At 42.6% G+C, this 24,621-nt stretch carries 18 protein-coding genes and 1 riboswitch; of the genes, 11 read left to right on the top strand and 7 right to left on the bottom strand.

Annotation, left to right across the window (positions count from 1 at the left end; genetic code table 11):
* Positions 1 to 91 precede the first annotated feature (91 nt).
* The 3 genes from ACZW67_RS04690 to ACZW67_RS04680 all read left to right on the top strand — a co-directional run bounded on the left by ACZW67_RS04690 (position 92) and on the right by ACZW67_RS04680 (position 3,292).
* Entirely contained in the window at positions 92 to 1,204 is a 1,113-nt protein-coding gene (locus tag ACZW67_RS04690; protein WP_465182329.1) for an AOC03_06830 family ribosome hibernation factor, read from the top strand.
* Positions 1,205 to 1,413: 209 nt separating this feature from the next.
* Positions 1,414 to 2,172 (top strand): endonuclease/exonuclease/phosphatase family protein, encoded by a 759-nt coding sequence (locus ACZW67_RS04685; RefSeq protein WP_465182328.1) that lies wholly within the window; start codon positions 1,414 to 1,416, stop codon positions 2,170 to 2,172.
* Positions 2,173 to 2,296: 124 nt separating this feature from the next.
* Entirely contained in the window at positions 2,297 to 3,292 is a 996-nt protein-coding gene (locus ACZW67_RS04680; protein WP_465182327.1) for an NADP-dependent oxidoreductase, read from the top strand.
* A 24-nt stretch (positions 3,293 to 3,316) separates the two neighbouring features.
* Here ACZW67_RS04680 and ACZW67_RS04675 read toward each other — a convergent pair whose 3' ends face one another.
* From ACZW67_RS04675 to ACZW67_RS04665, 3 genes are all read right to left on the bottom strand, one after another.
* Positions 3,317 to 3,934, bottom strand: a complete 618-nt coding sequence (locus ACZW67_RS04675) for an alpha-ketoglutarate-dependent dioxygenase AlkB family protein (protein WP_465182326.1) — start codon at positions 3,932 to 3,934, stop codon at positions 3,317 to 3,319.
* 8 nt (positions 3,935 to 3,942) lie between these two features.
* Positions 3,943 to 4,833, bottom strand: coding sequence for an alpha/beta fold hydrolase (locus ACZW67_RS04670; protein WP_465182325.1), 891 nt, complete (start codon positions 4,831 to 4,833; stop codon positions 3,943 to 3,945).
* 90 nt (positions 4,834 to 4,923) lie between these two features.
* Complete coding sequence (locus ACZW67_RS04665) at positions 4,924 to 6,831, bottom strand: ABC transporter ATP-binding protein (RefSeq protein ID WP_465182324.1); 1,908 nt, start codon at positions 6,829 to 6,831, stop codon at positions 4,924 to 4,926.
* Between the two features lie 349 nt (positions 6,832 to 7,180).
* Here ACZW67_RS04665 and ACZW67_RS04660 point away from each other — a divergent pair, with 349 nt between their 5' ends.
* Both ACZW67_RS04660 and ACZW67_RS04655 read left to right on the top strand, forming a co-directional pair.
* Positions 7,181 to 8,029 (top strand): EamA/RhaT family transporter, encoded by an 849-nt coding sequence (locus ACZW67_RS04660; RefSeq protein WP_465182323.1) that lies wholly within the window; start codon positions 7,181 to 7,183, stop codon positions 8,027 to 8,029.
* A gap of 182 nt (positions 8,030 to 8,211) precedes the next feature.
* The gene (locus ACZW67_RS04655; RefSeq protein ID WP_465182322.1) at positions 8,212 to 9,102 is read left to right on the top strand and encodes a fructose bisphosphate aldolase; all 891 of its coding nucleotides are present in this window, start codon (positions 8,212 to 8,214) and stop codon (positions 9,100 to 9,102) included.
* A 93-nt stretch (positions 9,103 to 9,195) separates the two neighbouring features.
* Here the strand turns inward: ACZW67_RS04655 and ACZW67_RS04650 are convergent, their stop codons facing one another.
* Together ACZW67_RS04650 and thiC are read right to left on the bottom strand one after the other, a co-directional pair.
* A complete protein-coding gene (locus ACZW67_RS04650) occupies positions 9,196 to 12,960 on the bottom strand; it encodes an autotransporter family protein (RefSeq protein ID WP_465182321.1) in 3,765 nt (1,254 codons plus the stop codon).
* 193 nt (positions 12,961 to 13,153) lie between these two features.
* Positions 13,154 to 15,079 (bottom strand): phosphomethylpyrimidine synthase ThiC, encoded by a 1,926-nt coding sequence (gene thiC, locus ACZW67_RS04645; protein ID WP_465182320.1) that lies wholly within the window; start codon positions 15,077 to 15,079, stop codon positions 13,154 to 13,156.
* 246 nt (positions 15,080 to 15,325) lie between these two features.
* A riboswitch (TPP riboswitch) is annotated at positions 15,326 to 15,456 on the bottom strand.
* A 331-nt stretch (positions 15,457 to 15,787) separates the two neighbouring features.
* On the opposite strand from thiC, the gene pstS reads away from it, so the two are divergent.
* From pstS to phoU, 5 genes are all read left to right on the top strand, one after another.
* Positions 15,788 to 16,960: a phosphate ABC transporter substrate-binding protein PstS gene (gene pstS / locus ACZW67_RS04640; RefSeq protein WP_465182319.1), complete on the top strand. Its 1,173-nt coding sequence runs from the start codon at positions 15,788 to 15,790 to the stop codon at positions 16,958 to 16,960.
* Between the two features lie 174 nt (positions 16,961 to 17,134).
* On the top strand, positions 17,135 to 18,088 hold the full coding sequence (gene pstC, locus ACZW67_RS04635) for a phosphate ABC transporter permease subunit PstC (RefSeq protein ID WP_110922050.1): 954 nt from the start codon (positions 17,135 to 17,137) through the stop codon (positions 18,086 to 18,088).
* A 106-nt stretch (positions 18,089 to 18,194) separates the two neighbouring features.
* A complete protein-coding gene (pstA, locus tag ACZW67_RS04630; protein ID WP_465182318.1) occupies positions 18,195 to 19,109 on the top strand; it encodes a phosphate ABC transporter permease PstA in 915 nt (304 codons plus the stop codon).
* Between the two features lie 312 nt (positions 19,110 to 19,421).
* Positions 19,422 to 20,180: a phosphate ABC transporter ATP-binding protein PstB gene (gene pstB, locus ACZW67_RS04625; protein ID WP_465182381.1), complete on the top strand. Its 759-nt coding sequence runs from the start codon at positions 19,422 to 19,424 to the stop codon at positions 20,178 to 20,180.
* Between the two features lie 118 nt (positions 20,181 to 20,298).
* The gene (phoU, locus tag ACZW67_RS04620; RefSeq protein WP_465182317.1) at positions 20,299 to 21,093 is read left to right on the top strand and encodes a phosphate signaling complex protein PhoU; all 795 of its coding nucleotides are present in this window, start codon (positions 20,299 to 20,301) and stop codon (positions 21,091 to 21,093) included.
* A gap of 260 nt (positions 21,094 to 21,353) precedes the next feature.
* Here the strand turns inward: phoU and ACZW67_RS04615 are convergent, their stop codons facing one another.
* Positions 21,354 to 21,644: an oxidative damage protection protein gene (locus ACZW67_RS04615; protein ID WP_465182316.1), complete on the bottom strand. Its 291-nt coding sequence runs from the start codon at positions 21,642 to 21,644 to the stop codon at positions 21,354 to 21,356.
* A 140-nt stretch (positions 21,645 to 21,784) separates the two neighbouring features.
* A complete protein-coding gene (gene argH / locus ACZW67_RS04610; protein WP_465182380.1) occupies positions 21,785 to 23,158 on the bottom strand; it encodes an argininosuccinate lyase in 1,374 nt (457 codons plus the stop codon).
* A gap of 206 nt (positions 23,159 to 23,364) precedes the next feature.
* Here argH and ACZW67_RS04605 point away from each other — a divergent pair, with 206 nt between their 5' ends.
* The gene (locus ACZW67_RS04605; RefSeq protein WP_465182315.1) at positions 23,365 to 24,411 is read left to right on the top strand and encodes a histidine kinase; all 1,047 of its coding nucleotides are present in this window, start codon (positions 23,365 to 23,367) and stop codon (positions 24,409 to 24,411) included.
* Positions 24,412 to 24,621 lie beyond the last annotated feature (210 nt).

Below are 24,621 nucleotides of genomic sequence, written 5' to 3'. Positions count from 1 at the left end.
CGTACATTGCATAAGTAGTTGGTTATTGATAACTGACACCTAGAAAATCTACAACGTTAAGAGCAAATGATAATAAAACAAGGAGCAATATATGAAAGCAACTCTCAAAAGCTTACGCGAGACAAATGCCAATCCTGCGATCAGTATTTTTGTCAAGACTCATCGTGAGCATCCTGCCAATGAACAAGATTCAATCGCCCTAAAAAACCAATTAAAAGTAGTCGAAGAACGCTTAACCAATGAATACGACAAGCGTATAGCGACCACGATTCTAGATAATATTCATGCCAAAACCAAAGAGCTAAATCATAACTTAAATCTCGATACTTTAGCTATTTTTGCCAGTACTGAAGATGTGCAAGTGATTCGTATGCCGATCGATACCACTGAACGCGTCATGATTTCACATCGTTTTGCGACCCGAGATTTGGTGCGTGATATGGCTAGTGCGGTTCATTATTACACGGTAGTGCTAACCCGTGATGGTGCACGTTTGATAGAAGCCTCTAATGATCGAGTCATTAGAGAGTTAGGTAAAGACGACGATGTGCAAAACAATATGGAGAATATCCCGTTCCCAATCGAAAATAATGGCCTATATACAACAGGAGATGGTGGTACAGATCGCTCGTCGAATAATGAGAGCAGCTATCTAAAAGAGTTCTTTAACCAAGTAGATAAGAGTGTGCAAGAGCTATGGGGCGAGCATAAAATGCCGCTCGTGGTCGTGGGCGATGCCAAAAATATCGGCTATTATAAAGAAGTATGCGACCGTCCAGATAACATCATTGCCACAGTATCGAATGCAACCAACTTAGAAGATGGCCATGCCCAGCATATCATCGACAGTGTACAAGAAGCCGTAGAAGGCTATCGAACGTCGCTACATCAAGCAGCCATGGGTGAGATCGATAAGGCTCGCGGTGCCAATATGTTACAGACTGACCTACAAGAAATCTATCGTAGCGCGTTTCAAGGGGTGGGTGAGACACTTTACGTACGCCGCCGATATATCCAGTCTGCTAAAATTGATGAGCAAGCGCAGACATTGAGTATCGTAGATGATGCTACCACCGAAGGTGTCACTGATGATGCCGTAGGTGAAATCATTGAGCATGTCATTCACAATGGTGGTAAAGCTGTATTCTTACCAGAAGATATTATGGGTACCGATCAACCGATTGCTTTGGTAACCCGTTATTGATTTGCTAAGACACTCCATCAATGAGAGTTATGTATGAATTAGCCATTGATGGCGGATAGGTATAACATGGAAGCATTGGTTCTATACGAATCAATGCTTTTTTATATTGATGCGTATTTGACCCTTTCTTTATTCAATATTTTTGCGACAAATTTTGAAGAAGCGCTATCAATCCTTACTTTATAAATACTAAGTCTATGACTAATAAAATGAAAACTACGACCTCTTTTGTTCTAACCAGCTATAACATTCATAAAGGCATGTCGCCATTAAATCGACAAGTCAAAATGCAAGGTATTGCCCAAGCACTTGATATCGTTGGTTCCGACATACTGTGTTTGCAAGAGGTACAAGGTCAAAACCTGAAGCGAAACCTGCAATACAATGAATATCCTGACCAATCACAGCATGAGTGGTTCGGTGAATATCTGCAACTACAGAATAGCTATGGCAAAAATTCAGAGTACGAGAATGGCCATCATGGCAATGCCGTATTGAGCCGTTTTCCTTTAGACCCAAAACATAATGTTAATATTACTGTCAATAAGCTAGAGCAGCGCGGCGTGTTGCACTGCGAAGTACAGCCGATAGGTTGGGAGAGACCGGTTGTGGTGCTGTGTGCGCATTTGAACTTGTTTGAGCGTGATCGTATCAAGCAATATGAAGCCATTACTAACTATATATGTCATGAGATTGCTGATGATCAGCCCCTGATTTTGGCAGGTGATTTTAATGATTGGAAAAAAATGTCCTGCGATAAGCTGGCCACTAGTCTAGGGATGACGGAAGCTTTTAAACACTGCCATGGTAAGCTGTTGCCAACATTCCCAGCTAAGTTACCTGTACTCAGCCTAGATCGTATTTATGTGCGCAATCTAAAGATAAAAGACGCGTGGGTACACACTGGCAAGCCTTGGTCGACGCTGTCGGATCATCTGCCAATCAGTGCAGAGTTGTCGCTGTTGTAAAATACAGCTAAATCCGTTATAAAGTAGTCGTCAGTATCTTTGAAAATTAACGTTCTATTAAAACAATACCAATCAAAATAGTGGGTGCAAAAAAACGCCCGATAATATATAAGGATATATAACGATGTCTAATAGCCAACTACCAACGACCCAACATGCTGTACTCATCAATGAGTTCGGTACACCTGCAGTGATGACTTACCAAGACAATGTGGCTGTGCCTGTATTAGAAGATAACCAAGTATTGGTCAAAGTCGCTTATGCTGGTATCAACCCTGTCGATTATAAAACACGTCAAGGAAAAGGCTGGGGTGCTGCCGCCATTCAAAAAGAAAAATTTGATAATAATGAGTCAGCTATTTTAGGTTTCGATGTATCAGGTGTGGTGGTCGATAGTAATAGCGAGCACTTCAATATTGGCGATCAAGTTGCTGCGCTGACTTTCAATGGTGGTGGTTATGCTGAGTATGTCGCAGTCGACGCCCAACTCCTGGCAAAAGTACCAGAACCAGTGACATTGGAGCAAGCAGGTGCATTGCCTTGTATCGGACAGACGGCGATACAGTTTGTAGATTTTGCAGATATTAAAGATGGTGAGCATGTGGTGATCAATGCACCAGCTGGCGGCGTCGGTCACTTATTGATTCAGCTATTGATGAATAAAGTGGCTAAAAACAATACCAAGGTGACGGTAATTTGCTCACCAGAAAAATATGCCAAGCTTGGTGAGTTGATAGATGTATCTAAGTTGGCTGGCTGGATTGACTATACCAAAGACGAGGCATTTCCTGAGTTAAAAGCTGATGTGCTACTGGATTTAGTTGGCAATGAAGCAGGTGTGCGAGCGCTTGATGTCATGAAGCCTGAAGGTGATGTCTATGTATTACCAACGATTTGGGTTGATAAGCTTAAAGAAGCCGGCAGCCAAAAGAGCTTAAATGTGGCGGGTTATAAGTCGCAGCGTAGTGGTGAGGACATGGCTCGAGTTTTACAGCTTGTTGCGGATGGTACGCTGACGTTAAAGATTCAAAAAATCTATCCACTATCTGAAGTCGTTGCGGCTCACCATGAGCTACAAAAAGGTGATGCTTTCGGCAAGATTGTTTTGAAAGTAAGCTAAGACACGCTCTAGACTATATTCAATCTAAGGCGATAGTATTTGTCGAAACGTTAGGCTAATACGTCCCGCTGCAACGGTTTTAGTTTTTGTAATGGTATGCTTCCAGAATTTTTGCGTATCACCATGCATAACTACTAACTGACCTGACTCAAGATGAAGCTCAACTTTATCTTGGGTTTTTTTATGCTTTAAAACAAATTTTCGTGTGGCACCAAGAGAGAGTGAAGCAATAATTGGCTGAGCACCCAATTCCTTTTCATCATCTGCATGATAGCCCATACCGTCAGTACCTGAGGGATAATAATTGAGTAAACAAGAATTAAAAGTAGTATCGATGCCAATACTTGATAGCTGTTGCTCGATGTATTGTTTCACGTGAAACACGGAGTCTGTCCATGGAGTGGTGTGGCGTGATTGTCCAGAGTAGTGGTAAGTAGTATTGCTTTCACCCATCCAAACGATTTGACGTGTGGTGATATGAGTCTTACTAAATAATGTCACGATATCAGATTGCCAAGGTAACTCATTTAATAAGCGGTCATACAAAGTGTCGCAGTTCTCAACAACAACACCGAAGTCGTTCACATTGCCCTCATAAGGCAATAGATTGTCAGTCGGTGCAGGGGAAAAAAGATCAGTCATAAATACGCTTATTTGCTACTCTGATAGTTCTCATTGATGATTTGAGCACATAATTCAGGTGCTTCCATCGGCAACAGATGACCATATTCTGATAGGGATATTATACGGTTGTCCGGTACGAATTTGCGCCACTGCTTACGCACTTTGTCATTGATAAACAAAGTAGGCTTGCCAGTAATCAACGTATAAGGACATTTGAGCTGCTTGAGTGCGCTATCGATATGAGGGGCGCCAAAATAGTTAGCAAGCTCTTGCTCGGGCGCAAATATCAAGGTATAGCTGCTATCAGGATTTTTGATTAAGCTTTGTTCAGCGAATATCCGTAAGTGTGCATCGCTGATACGTCGATAGGCACGTTGCTCGCGCAAGTTCTCATAATAATCATCGATACTTGACCAGATAGTTTGTTTGGCTAGTGTGCTTTTAAACGGCTCACGGTTCAGCAGAAGCTTACGTGGCAATAGGTTATATAGTCTGGCTTGTCTTTTAGTAAACGTCACAGGCTCTATCAAATATAGCTGTGAAAACAATTCTGGGCGTTTGGCCGCCGCGATTGCAGTGGAAGTTGCTCCTTGCGAATGGCCAATACCAACGACGGGCTTGTCTTGTGTTCTTTCTAAGAATTCAATAAGTATCTCGGCATCTTGTTCGCGTGTTAGACGACGGCGTTGCGGTTTGTCATACCAGTAGCCACGTAAGGCGAGGGATCTGATATCAAAGTTCGTTGCCAAAGCACCTAGTAGTGGTAGGTAGGTACCAACAGTGAAGCTATTGCCACCATAAAAGTGTGCCGGTACACGTGAGGCAGTGTTTGATGGTACCGACGGAGCAAGCCGACTAAGATTATAGTAGCGCGCTTGTTTTCCACTAATATTAATACTTTTTGCAAATGCTTTCATAAGGTAAACACCTCCTTGTGTCTGATTTTTAATGAGAATTAACCACTTTTAGCCTATTGAGATGACTATCGAGTGAATTGAAGACACGCCTTAGCTGTCTTCACCTAAGAAGCCACCACTTTGACGATGCCATAACCGTGCGTAGACGCCGTGTAGAGCCAATAGCTCATCATGACTGCCTTGCTCAATGATTCGACCTTTATCCATGACGACCAGTCGATCAAGTGCGGCAATGGTAGAGAGGCGATGGGCAATGGCAATGACCGTTTTGCCAGTCATAATGTCATTCAGGCTTTCGGTAATGGCAAATTCAATCTCAGAGTCAAGTGCACTGGTTGCTTCGTCCAATAGTAAAATCGGCGCGTTTTTTAGCATAACACGTGAGATGGCAATACGTTGACGTTGTCCGCCAGAGAGTTTGACACCACGTTCACCGACTTGGGTATCAAGACCGACATTGCCTTTATCATCATACAAGTCTTTGATGAAATCCCAAGCTTGGGCTTGCTTGGTAGCCGTAATGATTTCTTCATCGGTCGCATCAGGACGGCCGTAAGCGATGTTTTCACGTACGGTACGATGTAATAAAGAAGTGTCTTGGGTGACCATGCCGATTTGTTGGCGTAGAGACTCTTGGGTAACCGCATCGATCGCTTGACCATCGATCAGGATTTTACCGCTATCAACATCAAAAAAGCGTAACAGTAAATTCACCAATGTTGATTTACCCGCCCCAGAGCGGCCAACCAAACCTATCTTTTCACCTGGCGCGATGTCCAAATAAAAGTTATCGAGAAGCTTGATAGTAGAGGTTGCTGGTAACTTTGCTTCGTCTATATTTTTGCTTTCGACATTATCGGCATTGTTATTACTTTCATAGCTAAAATCTACATCATCGAAGACGATACGACCTTTAGATACGTCTAAGGCAGGCGCGCTTGGTTTATCGACAATGGTTTGCGGAGCTGATAATGTGCGCATGCCATCTTGTACCGTACCGATACTTTCAAATAAACTGGCAGTTTGCCACATAATCCAACGTGTCAGACCATTTAAACGTAGTGCCATCGCTGTCGCAGCAGCAAACGCGCCCACACCGACGTCTCCTTGCTGCCATAAATATAAACCAATACCAGCAGTACTGCTGACCAAAATAACACTGATAAGGTGAGTCGAAACTTCTAAATAGCTGACCCAACGCATTTGTGCATGGACAGTGCTCAAAAACTGCCCCATGGCATTTTTAGCATAACCAAGTTCACGGCGCGAATGGCTAAATAGCTTGACGGTCATGATATTGGCATACGCATCAGTAATGCGTCCAACCATCAATGCACGGGCATCTGCCTGAACAATGGCAGTGTGTTTTAATTTAGGAATAAAGTACCAAATGCTCAGGGCAACCAAGACGAACCAAATGATAAATGGAATTAATAGTAGGCTGTCTAAGTTGAATAGAATAATACCCGAGGTAATAAAGTAGACAGAGACATACATAAACATGTCGGTAACGGTCATGACGGTATCACGCACAGCCAGTGCCGTTTGCATGACTTTTGCGGAGACGCGTCCTGAAAACTCATCCTGATAAAACTGCATGGACTGACCAAGCATACGCTGATGAAAACGCCAGCGCATTTGCATTGGGAACACGCCTTGCAGGGTCTGAAAATGAATGAACGATGATAAGGCAATCCATAATGGGCTGACTATCATGACTGCTAGCATCATCAGCAGCATATCGCCTTTTTCTAACCATAAATTCTGCGGTGTATATACGCCGAGCCAGTCGACGATATTACCAATCCAAGCAAACAGCATCGCTTCATAAATACCAATACCTGCTGACAAAAGCATAAATAGCAGTAGCCAACCGCGTAGACCTTTGGTACACACCCACAGAAATTTAAGCATGCCATCACGAGGTGAGGGTAGCGGCATAGGGGAATCAGGGAAGGCAGGCAGGCGAGTTTCAAAAAAGCGAAATAGAGTATTCATAGGTAGTCATAAAACATCAATAGCAGTACGCCAAAATCAACGGTATCACTCGTCATTTTGAATCGTTACTTTAGTTATTAGGATTGCTCGCTATTTTAGCAAACTTCACAATTAGACCTGCATGCTAATTGTAATTTGAACGGTATAGGTCAATTAGTTATTAGGGTGTGTCCTCAATTCAATCGATAGCTACGCAAAAATATTTTGTTACATGTTATTATTCTACTCTTTTGGGCAGCTCAAATGTCATAAGCAAACTTTCTGGTTTTTGAATTTACTGTTTTTTTGAACTTTCTGATTTTTTGAAAAGTCATCACGCAAAAATGTTCGTTTAACAAGGTAAAAGCTCATGGTGTACTTAACGATAGCGGTGCTTTGTAGCGTCGCTGTTTCAGTGTTATTAAAGATATTACGACAAAAAAACATAGACATACGTCAGACCATCGTTGCTGGTTATTCAGTGGCCTGTTTATTAACTTGGTTTTTATTAAAACCAGATATAAGCGGGGTGAGTACCCTTGGTAGTGCATGGGGTGTGATTGGCGCTCTTGGAATAATGCTGCCTGCCGTGTTCATCATCCTTGGTCGGACAATCGAAGCAGTGGGTATGGTCGCGACCGATGCAGCACAACGTCTATCATTAATCATTCCTATCGTAGCCTCTTTCCTATTGTTTGGTGAGCTGATCACGGGTACGCATATATTGGGATTGGCGTTAGGATTTTTGGCGTTAGCAGCTTTGGTCTATCGTCCACAGCATGCTGAGATTAGTCAGCAGGCCAAACACACTCCCATTTGGTTGTTTGGCGTATGGGCTGGCTATGGCATCATTGATATCTTATTCAAGCAGGTTGCCAAACAAGGTACTGCTTTTCCACTTACGTTATTTGTCAGTTTTGGGTTAGCAGGTTTATTACTGTTGATTTATTTACTGGTTACTCGTGTGCGCTGGCAAAAAAATGCGCTTGCGGCAGGATTGCTATTAGGTACGCTTAATATGGGTAATATCTATGCCTATGTACGGGCCCATCAAGTAATGCATGACTCTCCCAGTATCGTCTTTACTGGTATGAATGTTGGCGTTATCGCAGTCGCTACCTTAATTGGTGTTGGGGTCTTTAAAGAGCACCTTAATCGGATTAATGTATTGGGCTTATTATTAGCGATTTGCTGTGTGGCGATACTGTTTTTAGCATAATGGTTTATTCTAAATACGTGAGTGTAATGACGACTTTATGGAAGCGTTAACCGATCAGATATAGGCGTAAAGAGCGTCCTATGTTAAGGTTGTCTACAAACAGCAAGACTGATATAAGTTGACAAAAAGTAGTTATTTTTGTGACACTTGACCTCAATCAATAAAAATAGGATGCACTCTCAATGGAATACGAAAAACAATTACAGCGTGTAAAAACCAGTTCAGGTTTCATCGCAGCACTTGATCAAAGTGGTGGTAGCACACCAAAGGCGCTAGAAAACTATGGTGTCACAAGTGATGATTATGACAATGACGAAGCCATGTTCGACTTAGTCCATGAGATGCGTGCCCGTATGATGACTTGCACTGCTTTTGATAATGAGCGTGTACTTGGCGCGATTTTATTCGAAGATACTATGGAGCGTGAGGTCAATGGCAAATCAACGGCCAACTATCTGTGGGAAGATAAGAATATCGTGCCATTTTTGAAGGTGGATAAAGGATTGGCTGAGCAAATGAGTGGCGTGCAAGTTATGAAGCCAATGCCGAACTTAGACCTATTATTAGACAAAGCAAAAAATTATCCCGTATTTGGTACTAAGATGCGCTCAGTAATTTACGAGCCAAATGTGGATGGTATCGAGCTAGTCGTACAGCAGCAGTTTGATGTCGCAAAGCAAATTATTTCAAAAGGTTTGATGCCAATTGTTGAGCCTGAAGTAGATATTAATAGTAGCAAAAAGCATGAATGCGAAGTTATATTGAAGACCAGTATTTTGCATAATCTAGATCGTTTGAACGATGAGCAGAAAGTCATGCTCAAACTGACATTACCAGAGGAAGCTGGTTTCTATCAAGAGCTGATCGATCATCCAAAAGTATTAAAAGTTGTGGCGTTGTCTGGTGGTTATAGTCGTAGCGATGCTTGTGCTAAGCTTAAGCAAAACCCCGGTATGATTGCCAGTTTCTCACGTGCCTTTACTGAAGGTTTGATTAAGCAGCAAGGCGATGAAGCGTTTACTGATACGATTAATGCTTCAATCAATGAGATTTATGAGGCGTCGAAGGTTTAAGTTTACAATAAACAAAATTGAAGTAAATTGAAGATATAAAAAAAGCTTGAACCCAGTGGTTGGATTCAAGCTTTTTTTATAGGGTATTAACGATTAAAAGGTCGTTTGCAAAGCGATGCTCGCGCCGTGGTCGTCGTAGTTATCACGCCACTCTCCACGATAGCCTGCTGATATCTTCATATTAGCCATCGGCGTATAACTAAGACCGATACCAGCGATGCCGATTTCACGGCCAATCTCTTGTCCAATAGTCGTAAACTTGTCATTAGGCATGCCTACAAAGCTGGCGGTAATATCTGACTGTTGATCACCATTCTCAATCGCTGCTGCTAACTGACCAGTCAGCGCCAGTTTTGATGTCAAAAGCTGTGACATCCGTAGACCAGCTGTCCAACGCATAGACTCATAAGTATTTTCACTAACGTCTAAGTTATAAACGCCAGCACCAGTTTCACGATATCCATCACTTTTTGCTTGAGCGTAGTTGAGCTGAGCAAATGGCGTCAGATTACGTTGCTCATTACCGATGCGATGCGTCACTCCTAATCCTGCCTGTAAGGTATCGACAGAGTAGTCTGACTGTGCAATAGGGCTATTCGATAGCGCTAAATGACGTTCGCCTTCGACATCGCTGCTACCAACACCTGCATGGAAGTTCACCTGCGTCGCTTCACTTGCAGCATACTTACCATATCCTAGAACCTGCCAGTTTTTTGCTGTTAATTCATGGTCGAGGCGGCTGCCATCTGTGTCGGCATCGCTTTGAATATAAGAGACCGCAAGACCTAGATTAAGGTCAGTATTAATTGGTGTATCCAAACCAACAATAGCGCCATAACCTTCCGTGTCATAACCAGTGATACCGTTTTCTGCATCATGATTGCTGTTATTACCGATTAGCTTTGCCCAAATATTACGCTCAGATGTAATAGGGCTATGCTCACTGATTGCATCACTTGCCGCGTAGTTGGCATCGACAATAATGCGATTGGTCGCACCCATAAACAACGGCTGTAGTTGATATACCGTATTATTTATTCTGATTTGGCGTTGCTCTAGCGTTGGGTTGTCTACAAGGTCTTCGGTATCGGTAATCAGTTGAAGAGCTAATGGACTCGTTTTATTTATCATTGCTTTATCTAATACAGCAGCAAGACTTAACGCCTGTTTATCAGACTGACTGTTAGCAGCATTAACGAATGTTGAGTCTGTAGTGGTTGGATCAACAACTGGTGTTTCAGGTTCAACTGGCGTTTCCGGTTCAACTGGCGTTTCCGGTTCAACTGGCGTTTCCGGTTCAACTGGCGTTTCAGGTTCAACTGGCGTTTCAGGTTCAACTGGTGTTTCAGGTTCAACTGGTGTTTCAGGTTCAACTGGTGTTTCAGGTTCAACTGGTGCTGTACCCATTTTTAAATGTACAGCATTAGCGTCACTGTAATCTGCGTAGAAACTGACCAATGGGCTGTTATCGCTGACTGATACAAATTCACCAGTTCGACTGTCTGCGCTAACGATATTTTTCCACTCATTACTACCAGACATGCCTGCGATAGCTTCAGAAGCGTAGACTTTTAAAACCCCTTTGCTGATATCAGCATTACCATTAACGACTAATTGACCATAACTCTCTAGATTACCTTCCTCTTCGATATCAATGGCAATACCTAGCGTTTCATTTGTCGCCATAGTATAGTCGCCGTTCAACTTCAGAATACCCTCAGTAATTAAGGTTTCACCTGTCCATTGCTTGCTGTTAGCAGACATTGTTAACGTGCTATCACCAACTTTTAAAAATCCTCCTTTGCCACTTTCAAAGTCTACAGAACCAACATTGCCTGTTATAACAGCATTAGGATTGATAGTAATATCGTCATTAACTTCAAACTTCAGCCCATTTGCTCCAATCTCAATTCGTTGTTTATCAGTAAAATTAGCAAATAGATTTGATTGAGCTCCAACATTTAGAGTAGATCCATCAAAATAAACATCAGAAAATACTGAATCAACACCACGCGATATATTGTTCGCACCTAAAAAGCCATTATTAACGACTCTTAAAACTCCTGACCCTTCATTACCAACTATAAGGTTGCCAGCATCTACAAGAGCACTATCAATATTGAGCTCACCGATACCTGTTGTAGTATTACCAATAATGATATCTTCTGAGACCTCCATTCCAGTAGACCAAGCATCGTCATCAGTGTCATAAGTATTATTAATATTTACGACACCTTTACCTTCTCCGCCTATTACCAAATTAGTTGTTTGGAACTTATCCTTATTCTGAATATTTAAAGTACCATTACCTGAGGTGTTACTCCCCAATATAGTATCTCCAAAGACATTAAGGCTATTACTACCAAATGAATAGATATCTTCTTCACCTAAACGATCCATATCGACTATACCAGTACCATTATCACCAATAATCAAATTGTTGGAAACAGTAATGTTTGAGCTATCACCTGCTACGATAAACGCGCCATTTCCATAGCTACCTACGTTTATATCCTGAGCTTCTAAATCTGCATTGACAACAATAAGATTGCCATCATAATTTGCTTTATCTTCGTCTAGACCTCCAACTATTACTTGATCGACATCAATAGTTCCTCTACCAGAAACACGGACACTGCTCTCATCATTTGAGCTGCCTATATTGAGCTTATCAGTATTCAGTCGTGTTCCTACTCCATATATATCTATAAAGCCTGTTCCGTTTTTGCCTACTGTAAGGGTCTCTTTATTATTCCACTGTGCCCCTCTATCTAAAGTAACTACACCTGCTGAACCTTGTAACGCTCCCATTTCAGTATTCAGCGAGTTTATTGTAGAGTTCTTAGTAGCATCCATACTTCCTGTGCCTTCTAAGCCAAGAGTTAAAACGTTACTATTTAAGGAGGAATCTATACCGCTTACTGTTACTCTACCTGAAGTATCTGATAGTAAGCCAACAGCTATCTGATCACTGCTTACTTTTCCTGATTCAGTGATAAATAGTTCGCCATCGTCATCGCCACCAACAACGAGTAAATCTTTTACTTTAAGGCTCGACTCTACACCTGAAACTATAACGCGGCTTTCTACAAAATCTGTCTGTCCAGAAATAGATACAAAATCACTGGTGAATTTTCCTCCATTCTCGATATATAGCTCGCCTCTACCATCCTGACCAACAAGAGTATTGTTTCCAACGTTAAATGCACTACCAATACCATCTACAGTAACGATACCTCGCGTATTTGCTAATCTAGCAATAGTTAGATTATCTGTATCGGCGCTACTAGCTCCATCTACGATTAAAGTGCTAAAAATAAAGTCTGCATCACTAATAGGACTAAAACCCATCAATATATCGGTATCAACGTTTAAAGTAGCGCCATTAGTAATACTTAAGATAGAAGTTGATTCACCGCCTATACCTAATATGCCAGCACTTATAGAAGCATTATCTACGGTAACTTCGGTCTCTCCGAATTGACCAACAGTAAGAGTATCTGCTTCAACTCTTGCGTTATCATTTATTGCAACAGTAGTAAGGATTTTTGACGGATCTGAACCAAAGCCAATCAAATTATTCGGTGCAGCAAGAACAGTGCCCGCTCCTGTTATTAAGACATCGCGATCAATTGATATATCTTGATCAAATTGATTACGCTGACCATTATCAATTACCAAATCAGCTGCCATCGCCGTCCCCGACAATCCAAGCATAGCTACTGCTAATGGAGCAAGTATAAGCTTAGTAGCGACTTGAGACTTGCCCGAAGACTTACCACGAGACTTGGCAAGCTCAGACACGCATTGATAAACACCTAATGAACGATTAAAGACAACACGGTAGACATGATTCATACTGAAACCTTAAGAGAATGGGTTTTTTAAGTAACATTTGATTACTAATTGACCAGTATATTACTCTATTCTATGAATTTGTCTATATTTTATACACAAAAGTTTGTTCCAATTCGATTGTCTTCAAAAGTAAAAAAGCTGCCTTAAAAAGGCAGCTTTTATTTTTATCTAATGGGTTAAGTTTAATACCCAGTTATAAGGCATTGAGCCCCGCCGCATAATCTCGCACGTTTTGAGTGATTTTCATTGAGCAAAATTTAGGGCCGCACATCGAGCAAAAATGGGCAACTTTGTGCGCGTCTTTCGGCAATGTTTCATCATGGAATTCACGTGCCGTGTCAGGGTCAAGTGCTAGATTGAACTGATCATCCCAGCGGAATTCAAAACGTGCCTTTGATAACGCATTATCACGCGCCTGTGCGCCTGGATGACCTTTAGCCAGATCTGCTGCATGAGCAGCGATTTTGTAAGTGATAATGCCATCTTTGACATCCTTTTTGTTAGGTAAACCTAAATGCTCTTTTGGTGTGACATAGCAGAGCATGGCTGTACCAAACCAACCAATCATCGCAGCCCCGATTGCACTGGTGATATGGTCATAGCCCGGAGCGATATCTGTCGTCAAAGGCCCCAAAGTATAAAATGGCGCGTCAGCACACAGCTCAAGTTGCAAATCCATATTTTCTTTAATACGGTTCATGGCCACGTGCCCAGGCCCTTCAACCATCACTTGCACATCATGCTCCCACGCCACTTTGGTCAGCTCACCCAAGGTTTTGAGTTCGCTAAATTGCGCTTCGTCATTGGCATCTTGCAAACAACCAGGGCGCAGGCCGTCACCCAAACTAAAGGCCACATCATATGCTTTCATAATCTCGCAGATGTCTTCAAAGTGCGTGTACAAGAAGCTTTCTTGTTGATGCACCATGCACCACTGCGCCATGATGGAGCCGCCGCGCGACACAATGCCTGTTAGGCGTCCGGCAGTCATCGGTACATAATCCAATAGCACACCTGCGTGAATGGTGAAGTAATCCACCCCTTGCTCAGCTTGCTCAATCAACGTATCACGGAATATCTCCCACGTGAGGTCTTCTGCCACGCCATCGACTTTTTCTAATGCTTGATAAATTGGTACGGTACCAATGGGCACTGGCGAGTTACGAATCAACCATTCACGAGTTTCGTGAATATGGTTGCCAGTCGACAAATCCATGATGTTATCCGCACCCCAACGTGTGGCCCATGTCATTTTAGACACTTCTTCATCAATAGAAGAACCCAGTGCTGAATTACCGATATTGGCATTAATTTTCACCAAGAAATTGCGTCCGATAATCATCGGTTCAGATTCTGGATGGTTGATGTTGTTTGGAATAATCGCGCGACCTGCCGCTACTTCGCTACGCACAAATTCAGGGGTGATAACCGTCGGCGTGTTAGCACCAAAGTTCTCACCATCGTGCTGACGCATATCGGTCAGCGCATGCTGTTTTTGTGTTTCGCGAATGGCGATATATTCCATCTCAGGAGTGATGATACCGCGACGAGCGTAGTACATTTGCGTGACATTGCCAGCTTTGCCATCGACATCTTTGGCGCGGCGTGGTTTGTCGATATGGGCGAATCTAAGGTTGGCGGTGCTGATATCGCGGGCGCGTGCCAGTCCGTATGAGCTAGACAATCCACTTAATTGTTCGGTATCACCGCGCTCATTTACCCAACCTTCACGCAGCTTTGGCAAGCCTTTCGTCAAATCAATATCGACGTTGGGATCGGTATAAACGCCTGATGTGTCATAAACATAAAAGGGTGGGTTCTGCTCCCATTCATTCTCAGAAACGCCTTGCACAGGAGTAGGGTCAAGCGTTATTTCGCGCATCGGCACTTGAATATCGGGTCTTGAACCTTCGATATAAACTTTACGAGAGGCGGGCAAGATACGGTGCAAATCGCGGGCATCTTCTTCGAAGCGAGCATCACTTGCGGCACGGTGGGCAGGGGTTTTTAGCGCGTCTGCTTTTTTATCCGCTTTGCTGCCACTCGCATTGAGTGAGGCACTGGCTGGGATATGAGTTTGAGCGGCTTTTGTGTTCGGGGAGGTCTCTAAAATAGTCATATGCTGTCCTAGCGTGTTGGTTTTTGAATAAAATCAACACCGCCAGTATCTGCGGAGGTAGCATCCATCATTTAGACAAGTTTATATTGTGAGTACAAGCCTACAACTAAAAACATCGTCGCAGGTATCGGTCATCAAATATCAGACGCAGCTTTGTATCGATCGTCGCTATCAGGTCATGCATTACGCATATTAAGACAGCAGTGATGATAAAAAGGTATTTCTACGCGTCCCTTGTCATAAATAATAAAGTGCTTAAGACTTCCCTGCGTCGGTACTAACCGTATCAGGTTCGGCGGGTGATCTCTCAGCGAATGTATTAGGACATCTACTTTAATAAAGCGAGCCAATAATACACCGCACCCCGAGTCTGTCAGTGTTGTGAATCCCCTTCATACTAACAAAATTCTGCTATGAGGGCTAATAGTATTTGGCCATAGGTGTTCCATCTACATAGCAGATTTCAAATCTGTGATAAGCACAGAACATGAGCACCCTTCGATAAGCGCTCTTTAACTACTACTTAATAAATGTGCTGTAATAATCGGGCGTATCTTTACTCTTCTAAGATTCCTTGAATTGCACATTTATTACAGCAAATGAAAGATTCATAAGGTTGTCATTAAACTGTCATAAAAACTTGGCAAGATAGCACGCATGTCACAAACAATGCTTTTTTGTATCGTTGTTAAACTTCAGGAGTCTTATATGCGTTATTCGTTATTAGCAGTTGCCGTTAGTTGTACATTAATGCTTACGGCGTGTAATAAGTCAACAGATACGGCAGAGCCAGCTGCTGATACTACCAGTAGCGCTGCCACCACGGCTGAAACAACCACTCAGACTCAAGGCACGCCTTCTGCTGATACAGGTTTTAAATCTGCTGAGAATATCGCAATGAATATCACGGGTGCAGGTGCTTCATTCCCGCAGCCTATCTATGCCAAATGGTCTTATGACTACAATGGTGCGACTGGTGGTCAAGTCAATTATCAATCAATTGGCTCCTCTGGTGGTATCAAACAAATTCAATCAAAAACTGTCGATTTCGGCGCTTCTGATGCACCGATGACGCCTGCAGAGTTAGACGAAGCAGGCTTGATTCAGTTTCCAACCGTTATCGGTGGTGTCGTACCTATCGTAAATATCGACGGTGTTGAGCCTGGTCAATTACAGTTAGACGGTACAACGTTAGCAGACATCTATTTGGGCAAAATTAGCAACTGGAATGATCCGGCTATCAAAGCAATGAACCCAGATTTGAACTTGCCTGATGCTGCTATTACTACCGTATTCCGCTCAGACGGTTCAGGTACAACCTTTAACTTCACTGATTACTTAGCAAAAGTGTCAACGGACTGGAAAGACAGCGTCGGCGTTGATAAGACTGTGAAATGGCCAACTTCTGCTACTGGTGCAGGCGGTAAAGGTAACGAAGGTGTATCAAGCTATGTAAACCGCATGAAAAACTCTATCGGTTACGTTGAGTATGCTTATGCCAAGCAAAATAAAATGTCACACACAGCGCTAAAAAATGCTGCGGGTAACTTCGTACAACCATCTGCAGAAACTTTTGCAGCGGCTGGTGATATCGACTGGTCACAGCAAGAAGGCTTCTATAAAGTTATTACCAACTCTGAGACTGAGCAAGCATGGCCTATCGCTGCTGCGACCTTTATTTTAGTACACAAGCAACCAGAAAATCCTCAGCAAGTGGCTGGCGTATTAAACTTCTTTGATTGGGCCTACACCCAAGGTGACGATGATGCCATGGCACTAGATTACGTTCCATTCTCTGATACGGCTGTTGCCTTATTCAAAGCCAAATGGAATGACGTAAAAGGCAGTGATGGACAACCAGTTTACAAGCCAGCTCAGTAACTGGTATCTGCTAAATAAGCGTTAGCACGTTACGAGTTACCCTCTCGAATAACTATTCTCCGGTAGTTATTTGAGAGGTTTTATCACAGTAATTTTGATCCTAAGCTTGCTGTGATAAAACCCAATAAAGATTTCTAATATTTTGACTCAACCCTATTCAATGCTGAGACACTTATGAATGATTTAAGGTCCCAATTGGCTAAACAAAAACGTTACGATTTTTTGTTTGTTAATGCAACCAAAGCTTTTGCCATTCTTGTCCTAATGTCTTTAGGTGGTATTTTAGTCTCATTGATAGTCGGCGCATGGCCGAGCATTCAAGCATTTGGTTTGGGTTTTTATACCAGTAATAATTGGGATACAGTTGCCAATGAGTATGGTGCATTAGCGCCTATTTACGGCACGTTAGTGACGTCATTTATCGCTATCTTAATTGCGGTTCCAGTCAGCTTTGGTATTGCCATATTTTTAACTGAGATGTGCCCAAAGTTCTTAAAAAAACCCCTTGGTATCGCTATTGAGCTATTGGCTGGTATCCCTTCTATCATTTACGGTATGTGGGGACTGTTTGTATTTGCGCCTTTCTTTGGCGATCACATTCAGCCATGGTTCATTGAGCACATTGGTCCACTGCCTATCATCGGTAAACTATTTGCAGGTGCGCCAATGGGGCTAGGTATGTTTACCGCTTCATTGGTACTGGCCATCATGATTATTCCATTCATTGCCGCCACCATGCGTGATGTTTTTTCGGTTGTACCAGACCTGTTGAAAGAGTCCGCTTATGGAATGGGTGCGACCACTTGGGAAGTCATGTTCAAGATTATCCTGCCTTATACCAAAGCAGGTGTGGTAGGTGGCGTCATTTTGGGATTGGGTCGTGCATTGGGCGAGACGATGGCAGTCACTTTCTTGATTGGTAACGCCTTCAACATCAGTCCAAGTCTCTTTACGTCAGGCGTTACGATTACGTCAGCCTTGGCAAATGAATTTGCAGAAGCATCGAGTGAGCTACATTTGGCTTCCTTACTACATCTGGGCTTAATCTTGTTTGTCATTACCTTCATCGTGCTATCGCTCGCTAAGCTGATGCTCATGAGTATGGATAAAAAAGCAGGTAATCGCTAATCGCTAGTTGCTAGATTGCCTTAGTTTGATTGAGTCGGTTCGAGTGAATCAATCAGTTAAGTGTCGATGGTTATTGGTATTGATAAAAATACGGGAAACACATTTTATGCCTTCTAACAATGCTACCAACGCAATCAATGCACCGTCACCGCTGAACACGGGTTTTGAAGGGCGCTATAACAGAAGCTTATATAACAAGCGCCGCTGGGCCAATAAGTTGGGTCTAGGATTTGCCATGACGGCAATGGTTTTTGGTTTATTTTGGCTGTCTTGGATTTTGTTAACGCTGTTAGTGGAAGGCTTTCAGGGTATGGTGCAACTGCCTATCTTTACTGCTGATACACCGCCACCGATGAGTGCTGGCGGGTTACGCAACGCGATTGTCGGTTCAGTCATGTTAGCGTTTTCAGGATTGTTTATCGGGGCACCTATCGGACTGATGACAGGTATTTATTTATCTGAGTTTTCTCAAGGTAGCATGCTTGGTAAAGTCACACGATTCTTAAATGATATTTTGTTATCAGCACCATCTATTGTCATCGGCCTGTTTATTTATGCGCTCATGGTAAAAGGTCAAAGTTTCTCTGGTTGGGCGGGCGCATTGGCATTGGCATTAATCGTGATTCCTGTGGTCGTGCGTACCACTGAGAATATGTTGAATCTGGTTCCTAATAGCATTCGCGAAGCAGCCTATGCATTGGGTACGCCTAAGTGGAAGATGGTTACGCAAGTAACGATCAAAGCTGCTAGAGCCGGACTTACGACTGGGGTGTTATTGGCCTTTGCGAGAATCACAGGTGAGACGGCACCATTGCTATTTACCGCGCTGAACAACCAGTATTTCAGCACTGATATGGGTCAACCTCTTGCCAACTTACCAAATACGATCTACCAGTTTGCGATGAGTCCTTATGACAACTGGCATACTTTAGCGTGGGCAGCGGCGCTCCTTATTACTACTTCTGTCTTGGTACTCAATATTTTGGCGAGATTCATTGGTAGTAGAGGTCAGGTCAAATAAAGCCTGATGTCAGATGACACAGCACGAAGATACTAAGATACTAAGATACTAAGATACTAAGATACCAAGATACCAAGATACCAAGATACCAAGATACCAAGCATTTACTCACACTTATACGAAATCAATTAAGCTAGGTTGGATAATATTATGAATGATGTCGCAAGCAAAACACGCACCAAAAGCACGGTTGATACATTCAATACGACAACTGGCAATTTATTGAATCGTTCCATGTCTACGAGTACACAAATGCAGCAACCTGATATTGCCAGCCTGACCAAACAAACACTTCATGATCTCCCGCAAAATATGCCGCCAGCAAAAATGCAGATTCGTGATTTAAATTTTTATTATGGTGATTTCCAAGCACTAAAAAATATCAATATCGATATCCCTGATAAAAAAGTAACCGCTTTTATCGGCCCATCAGGTTGTGGCAAATCTACGCTATTACGTACCTTTAATCGTATGTATGACTTGTATCCAGGTATGCGTGCCGAAGGCAGTATCAATCTTGATGGCAATAACATCTTGGGTAAAGATGTCGATGTGAATTTGCTACGTGCCCAAGTCGGTATGGTCTTTCAAAAACCGACGCCATTCCCAATGTCGATTTATGACAATGTCGCCTTTGGAGTACGCCTCTATGAAAAGTTAAGCAAAGCTGAGTTAGACAATCGCGTGGAATGGGCACTCAAAAAATCTGCATTATGGCCAGAAGTAAAAGACAAACTAAAGGCTTCTGGATTGTCTTTATCAGGCGGACAGCAGCAGCGCTTATGTATCGCCCGAAGTGTCGCGACTAAGCCTGAAGTATTACTGCTCGATGAGCCGACATCCGCGTTAGACCCTATCTCGACGGGTGCAATCGAAGATTTGATTGAAGATCTTAAAAAAGACTATACGATCGCCATCGTCACTCACAATATGCAGCAAGCCGCACGTGTATCTGATTACACCGTCTATATGTATTTGGGCGATATGATTGAGATGGGTGAGACGGATCAAGTATTTACTAAGCCTGTTCAAAAAGCGACAGAAGACTATATTACAGGTCGTTATGGCTAACACTGAGTATCAATAAGTGAAAAATGCTCAATACGTTTGATAGTGTTTCGTGAGCCAATTCGTTTAACCTAAAAATCTCATCGCGCTATTAATACATGGATTTCAGGGAATACCTCTTATGCAAAGTGATAAGCATATCTCTAAAAGTTTTGACCAAGATCTTGACGAAGCCATTCGGTTGTTTCTATACATGGGTGATAGGGCCGCTGATCAAGTGGCCCAAGCCATTCATGCGCTCATCGATAAAAATGAGACGTTGGCACAAGAGGTCATCGATCTGGATTTTGAGATCAATCGAATGGAAGTAGAGTTGGATGAGCATATTTTGTTATTGGTCGCAAAACGCCAGCCAGCCGCCAGTGATTTACGTTTGGTCATGTCGATCAGTAAAGGCGTGGTTGATTTAGAACGTATTGGTGATGAAGCCGTAAAAATCGCCCAAATGGCAAATAAAATCGCTGCGCAAGGGAAATTGTCGTACGGCTATTCAGAAGTACAGCATCTAAGTAATCAAGTTCGCCTCATGCTCCATAATGCGTTAGAGGCTTTTAGTCAGTCGAATGCTGAGCAAGCGTTTGAAGTCATGCGCAATGACAATGTGGTCAACGATGAATACCAGTCGGCTATTCGCGCACTAATGACCTATATTATGGAAGATTCACGCCATGTCTCAAAAGTAATCAATATTATGTGGGTCTTGCGTGCACTTGAGCGTATTGGCGATCATGCACAGAATGTCGCCGAGCTGGTGATTAACTATAGTAGTGGTCAAGATGTTCGTCATTCTGACTATGCACTGGTCGAAAAAGCCGTACAAGAAGCCAATGACCGCATGGCGGCGCGCCAAGTCAATATAACATCAGCCACAATGGCAGCTTCTGATTTCGATGCGTTAGACAGTAATGAGGACTAGCAAAAACTATTTAGTTGGTATTTGAGCCTAAAAAAACGCGCTATATAAAATAGCGCGTTTTTGATGGTTATTAGGGCGTGTCCTCAATTCAAACGAGTGTCCTCTAAATGGGCTAAAGATAGCTAAATTTTGCCAAACATCGTCAAATAGTTGGTCAATATCTCGATATTATCTGCACTACTTTCCTCGTTTGACGGCAATTTATCTCATTTTTATCACCATTTTTAAAATGAGGACACGCTCTAGAAAGCGAGGAAAGGCTAGCTTTCGGGTGTCCAACCTTGCGCACGTTCGTAATCTTCATTATCCAAAAATTTATCACGTTGCTCATTTAAGAACTTTTTGGCGGCAGGATCCATCATGCTTAAATGATTTTCGTTGATCAGCATGGTTTGGTGTTCGATCCATTCTTTCCACGCTTTGTCAGATACGGTTTCTTGCAGCTCTTGACCTTTCTTATTAGGAAAAGGCGGGTGTGGCATCTTTGGCAAATCTTGCTTATATTTACGGCAAAATACAGTATTGGCTTGAGGGTTAAAAGTCTCAGTCATAAGGCGTTCCTTATTATGTATGGGTCTTTATAAATATATTTTAAATGACGTTACCTGCTTATGGTAACAAAAACACCCGCCTAAGTAGCGGGTGTTTTTCAATTATTAGAGTAATAAACTACTTGGTTATAGAGTCGCTTTTAAGCAAAAGCTTTCAAACGAGCACGACCATTGACTACGGCCTTTTTTACTTGATTCGGTGCAGTACCACCTAAATGGTCACGGGCTGCTAATGAGCCTTCTAGCGTTAAATAATCAAATACATCATCACCGATAGCATCGCTAAACTGCTGTAGCTGTGCCAATGATAAATCACTCAAATCAACGCCTTCTTTGATACCCAAAGCAACGGCATTACCAACCACTTCATGGGCATCACGGAACGCAACACCTTGGCGTACCAGATAATCTGCAAGGTCAGTGGCAGTCGCATAGCCTTTCATGGTGGCAGCACGCATGTTTTCTTTATTAGGCGTGATGTTAGGTAGCATATCACCAAAAGCCAATAAACAGCCGGTAAGGGTATCAACGCAATCAAAAAGCGGCTCTTTGTCTTCTTGATTGTCTTTGTTATAGGCCAGTGGCTGACTCTTCATCAGGCTGAGCAGGGTCATCAGTTGACCAAAGACACGTGCTGCTTTACCGCGTACCAATTCAGGCACATCAGGGTTTTTCTTTTGGGGCATGATAGATGAGCCAGTACAAAAGCGATCTGGAATCTGTACGAAGTTAAATTGCGCTGACATCCACAGGATAATTTCTTCACTCATGCGTGACATATGCATCATAAGAATAGACGCGGCAGAGGTAAACTCAATAGCAAAATCACGATCAGAAACTGCATCTAGCGAGTTTTGGCAAATGCCTTCAAAACCAAGCAACTCAGCGGTAATCGTACGATCGATTGGGAACGTAGTACCAGCGAGCGCTGCGCTACCAAGTGGCATCTGATTAATACGGCGACGCGCATCGACTAGACGTTCAGTATCGCGATACAACATCTCAAACCATGCCATCACGTGATGACCAAAGCTGACGGGCTGTGCCGTTTGCAAATGGGTAAAGCCTGGCATGATGGTATCGGTATGTTGCTCAGCCAAATCCAACAAGCCACTTTGCAAACGTACCAATAGGGCTAGGATGTTATCCGTCTCTTCACGTAACCAAAGACGAATATCGGTGGCCACTTGGTCGTTACGGCTACGGCCAGTATGTAGTTTTTTACCAACCGCACCTATAATGTCAGTCAGACGTGATTCGACGTTCATGTGTACGTCTTCAAGCGCGATTGACCAATTAAACTCACCAGCTTCAATCTCGCGCAGCACTTGCTGCAGGCCATCGATGATAGTAGCCACTTCGTCAGCAGTCAGAATGTCACATTCTTTGAGCATGGTCGCATGAGCGATCGAGCCTTGAATATCGTGACGTGCAAAACGTTGGTCGAAGCCAACAGATGCGGTAAAGGCAGCAACGAAGCTGTCTGTCGCTTCACTAAAGCGACCGCCCCACATTTGCTGACCCTGACCGCTTGCAGGGCTGTTACTTGTTATAGAGGCATCTGTGCTAGAATCAGAGACAGATGCGGTTACATTTGATTCGGGATTACTAAGGTTTGAAGAATTGGCGTTCATATCGGTACAAGACAAGTCAAGAGAATAAGAACTCGAGTATAGCAAAGGATGAGGTAGCCTTGCTAGCGGAGCGCTTAGAGTTTTTTATGCCCAAGCTCATGGATGTCATGAAAGCTTGGCAGTGGCTGTTATATGTCTTTTTTTGGACGCTATTCGTGACGGTGACGCATCGTTACGAGATCGCCACTTGGTCAGATTTTTTAATGCACCTGTCGAGTAGGTTACTTCAAAACATTTTGAGCATCATGCCATCGCTGTATATCATTGACTATCTTCGCCATATCTTTAAAAGCATGAGCATCCCCAAAGTTACGGTATATGTAGTCAGTATACTAATGACTAACTATGCCATTTCAATGACGCTAATCAGTCTTATTATGATTAATATGGGTTGGATTGACTATAATCATCAGACGTTCATTCCAGATATATTAGTTGATACCGTGAGTGCCGGTGGTTTTGCCTTGATATTTCTACTGTATTTCTTACGCCGCTATCGCGAGATGAATGCGCTCAAGCAATCATTTGAACACAAACTAAGTGCCCAAAACGATATCATCAAAGCGCGTCTTTCCCCGCATTTTTTCTTTAATACCATTAACACGCTTGTATCACTTATCGAATCTAACCCACCACGAGCGGCTGCCTTATTACAGAATGTTTCCGCATTATTCCATGCCAGCTTTAATGGGGCACGCGAGATTAGCTTCGAAGAAGAGATCGCTTTATGTGAGCATTATTTGGCGATTGAAGCTAGCCGTTTGGCAGATAAGCTTGAGGTGACATGGGATTTACCTGACGAAGATGTTATGTATGACATGGTGATTAATGCCTTAACCTTGCAGAGTATATTGGAACGTATGCTGTTAAATGTGGTTGAGATGACCACTGAAATTATTTGTATCAATATTAAAGCAACGTGGCAGCAGCATCAGGTTATGATTGTAATTGGTGTCGACCTTCCCAAAAGAACCTTAATCATTAATCACGATTTACGCCAAAACATGAGTTTTTATGTTCAAGCTGAGCGTTTGCGTTCCTATTTTGGTCAAAGTGCTGATATTAAAAGTACAGTGACGAACACTCAAATCATTACTGTTATTGACTATCCGCTACAAGACGTCAGTCTGTAATGATTTTTCATTACTTATTTTTTATTTTTCTTATAAATAGACCGGCGTGGCATACATATTGCACCGTATATTGTATCTATATTATTGTTTTACTTTATATTTAGTAATGATTAATAATCATTGTTATTAACGGTGAATAAATAAATATAAAAAACGAGATACAAAAAATAGCCTCGTATTAAATTTATTATTAGCCCTGATTTACCGGTT

The organism is Psychrobacter sp. TPE 89C (genome assembly GCF_055522395.1).
The sequence above is the reverse complement of the archived record's forward strand: the minus strand, read 5'-3'. Positions and strand labels throughout refer to the sequence as shown.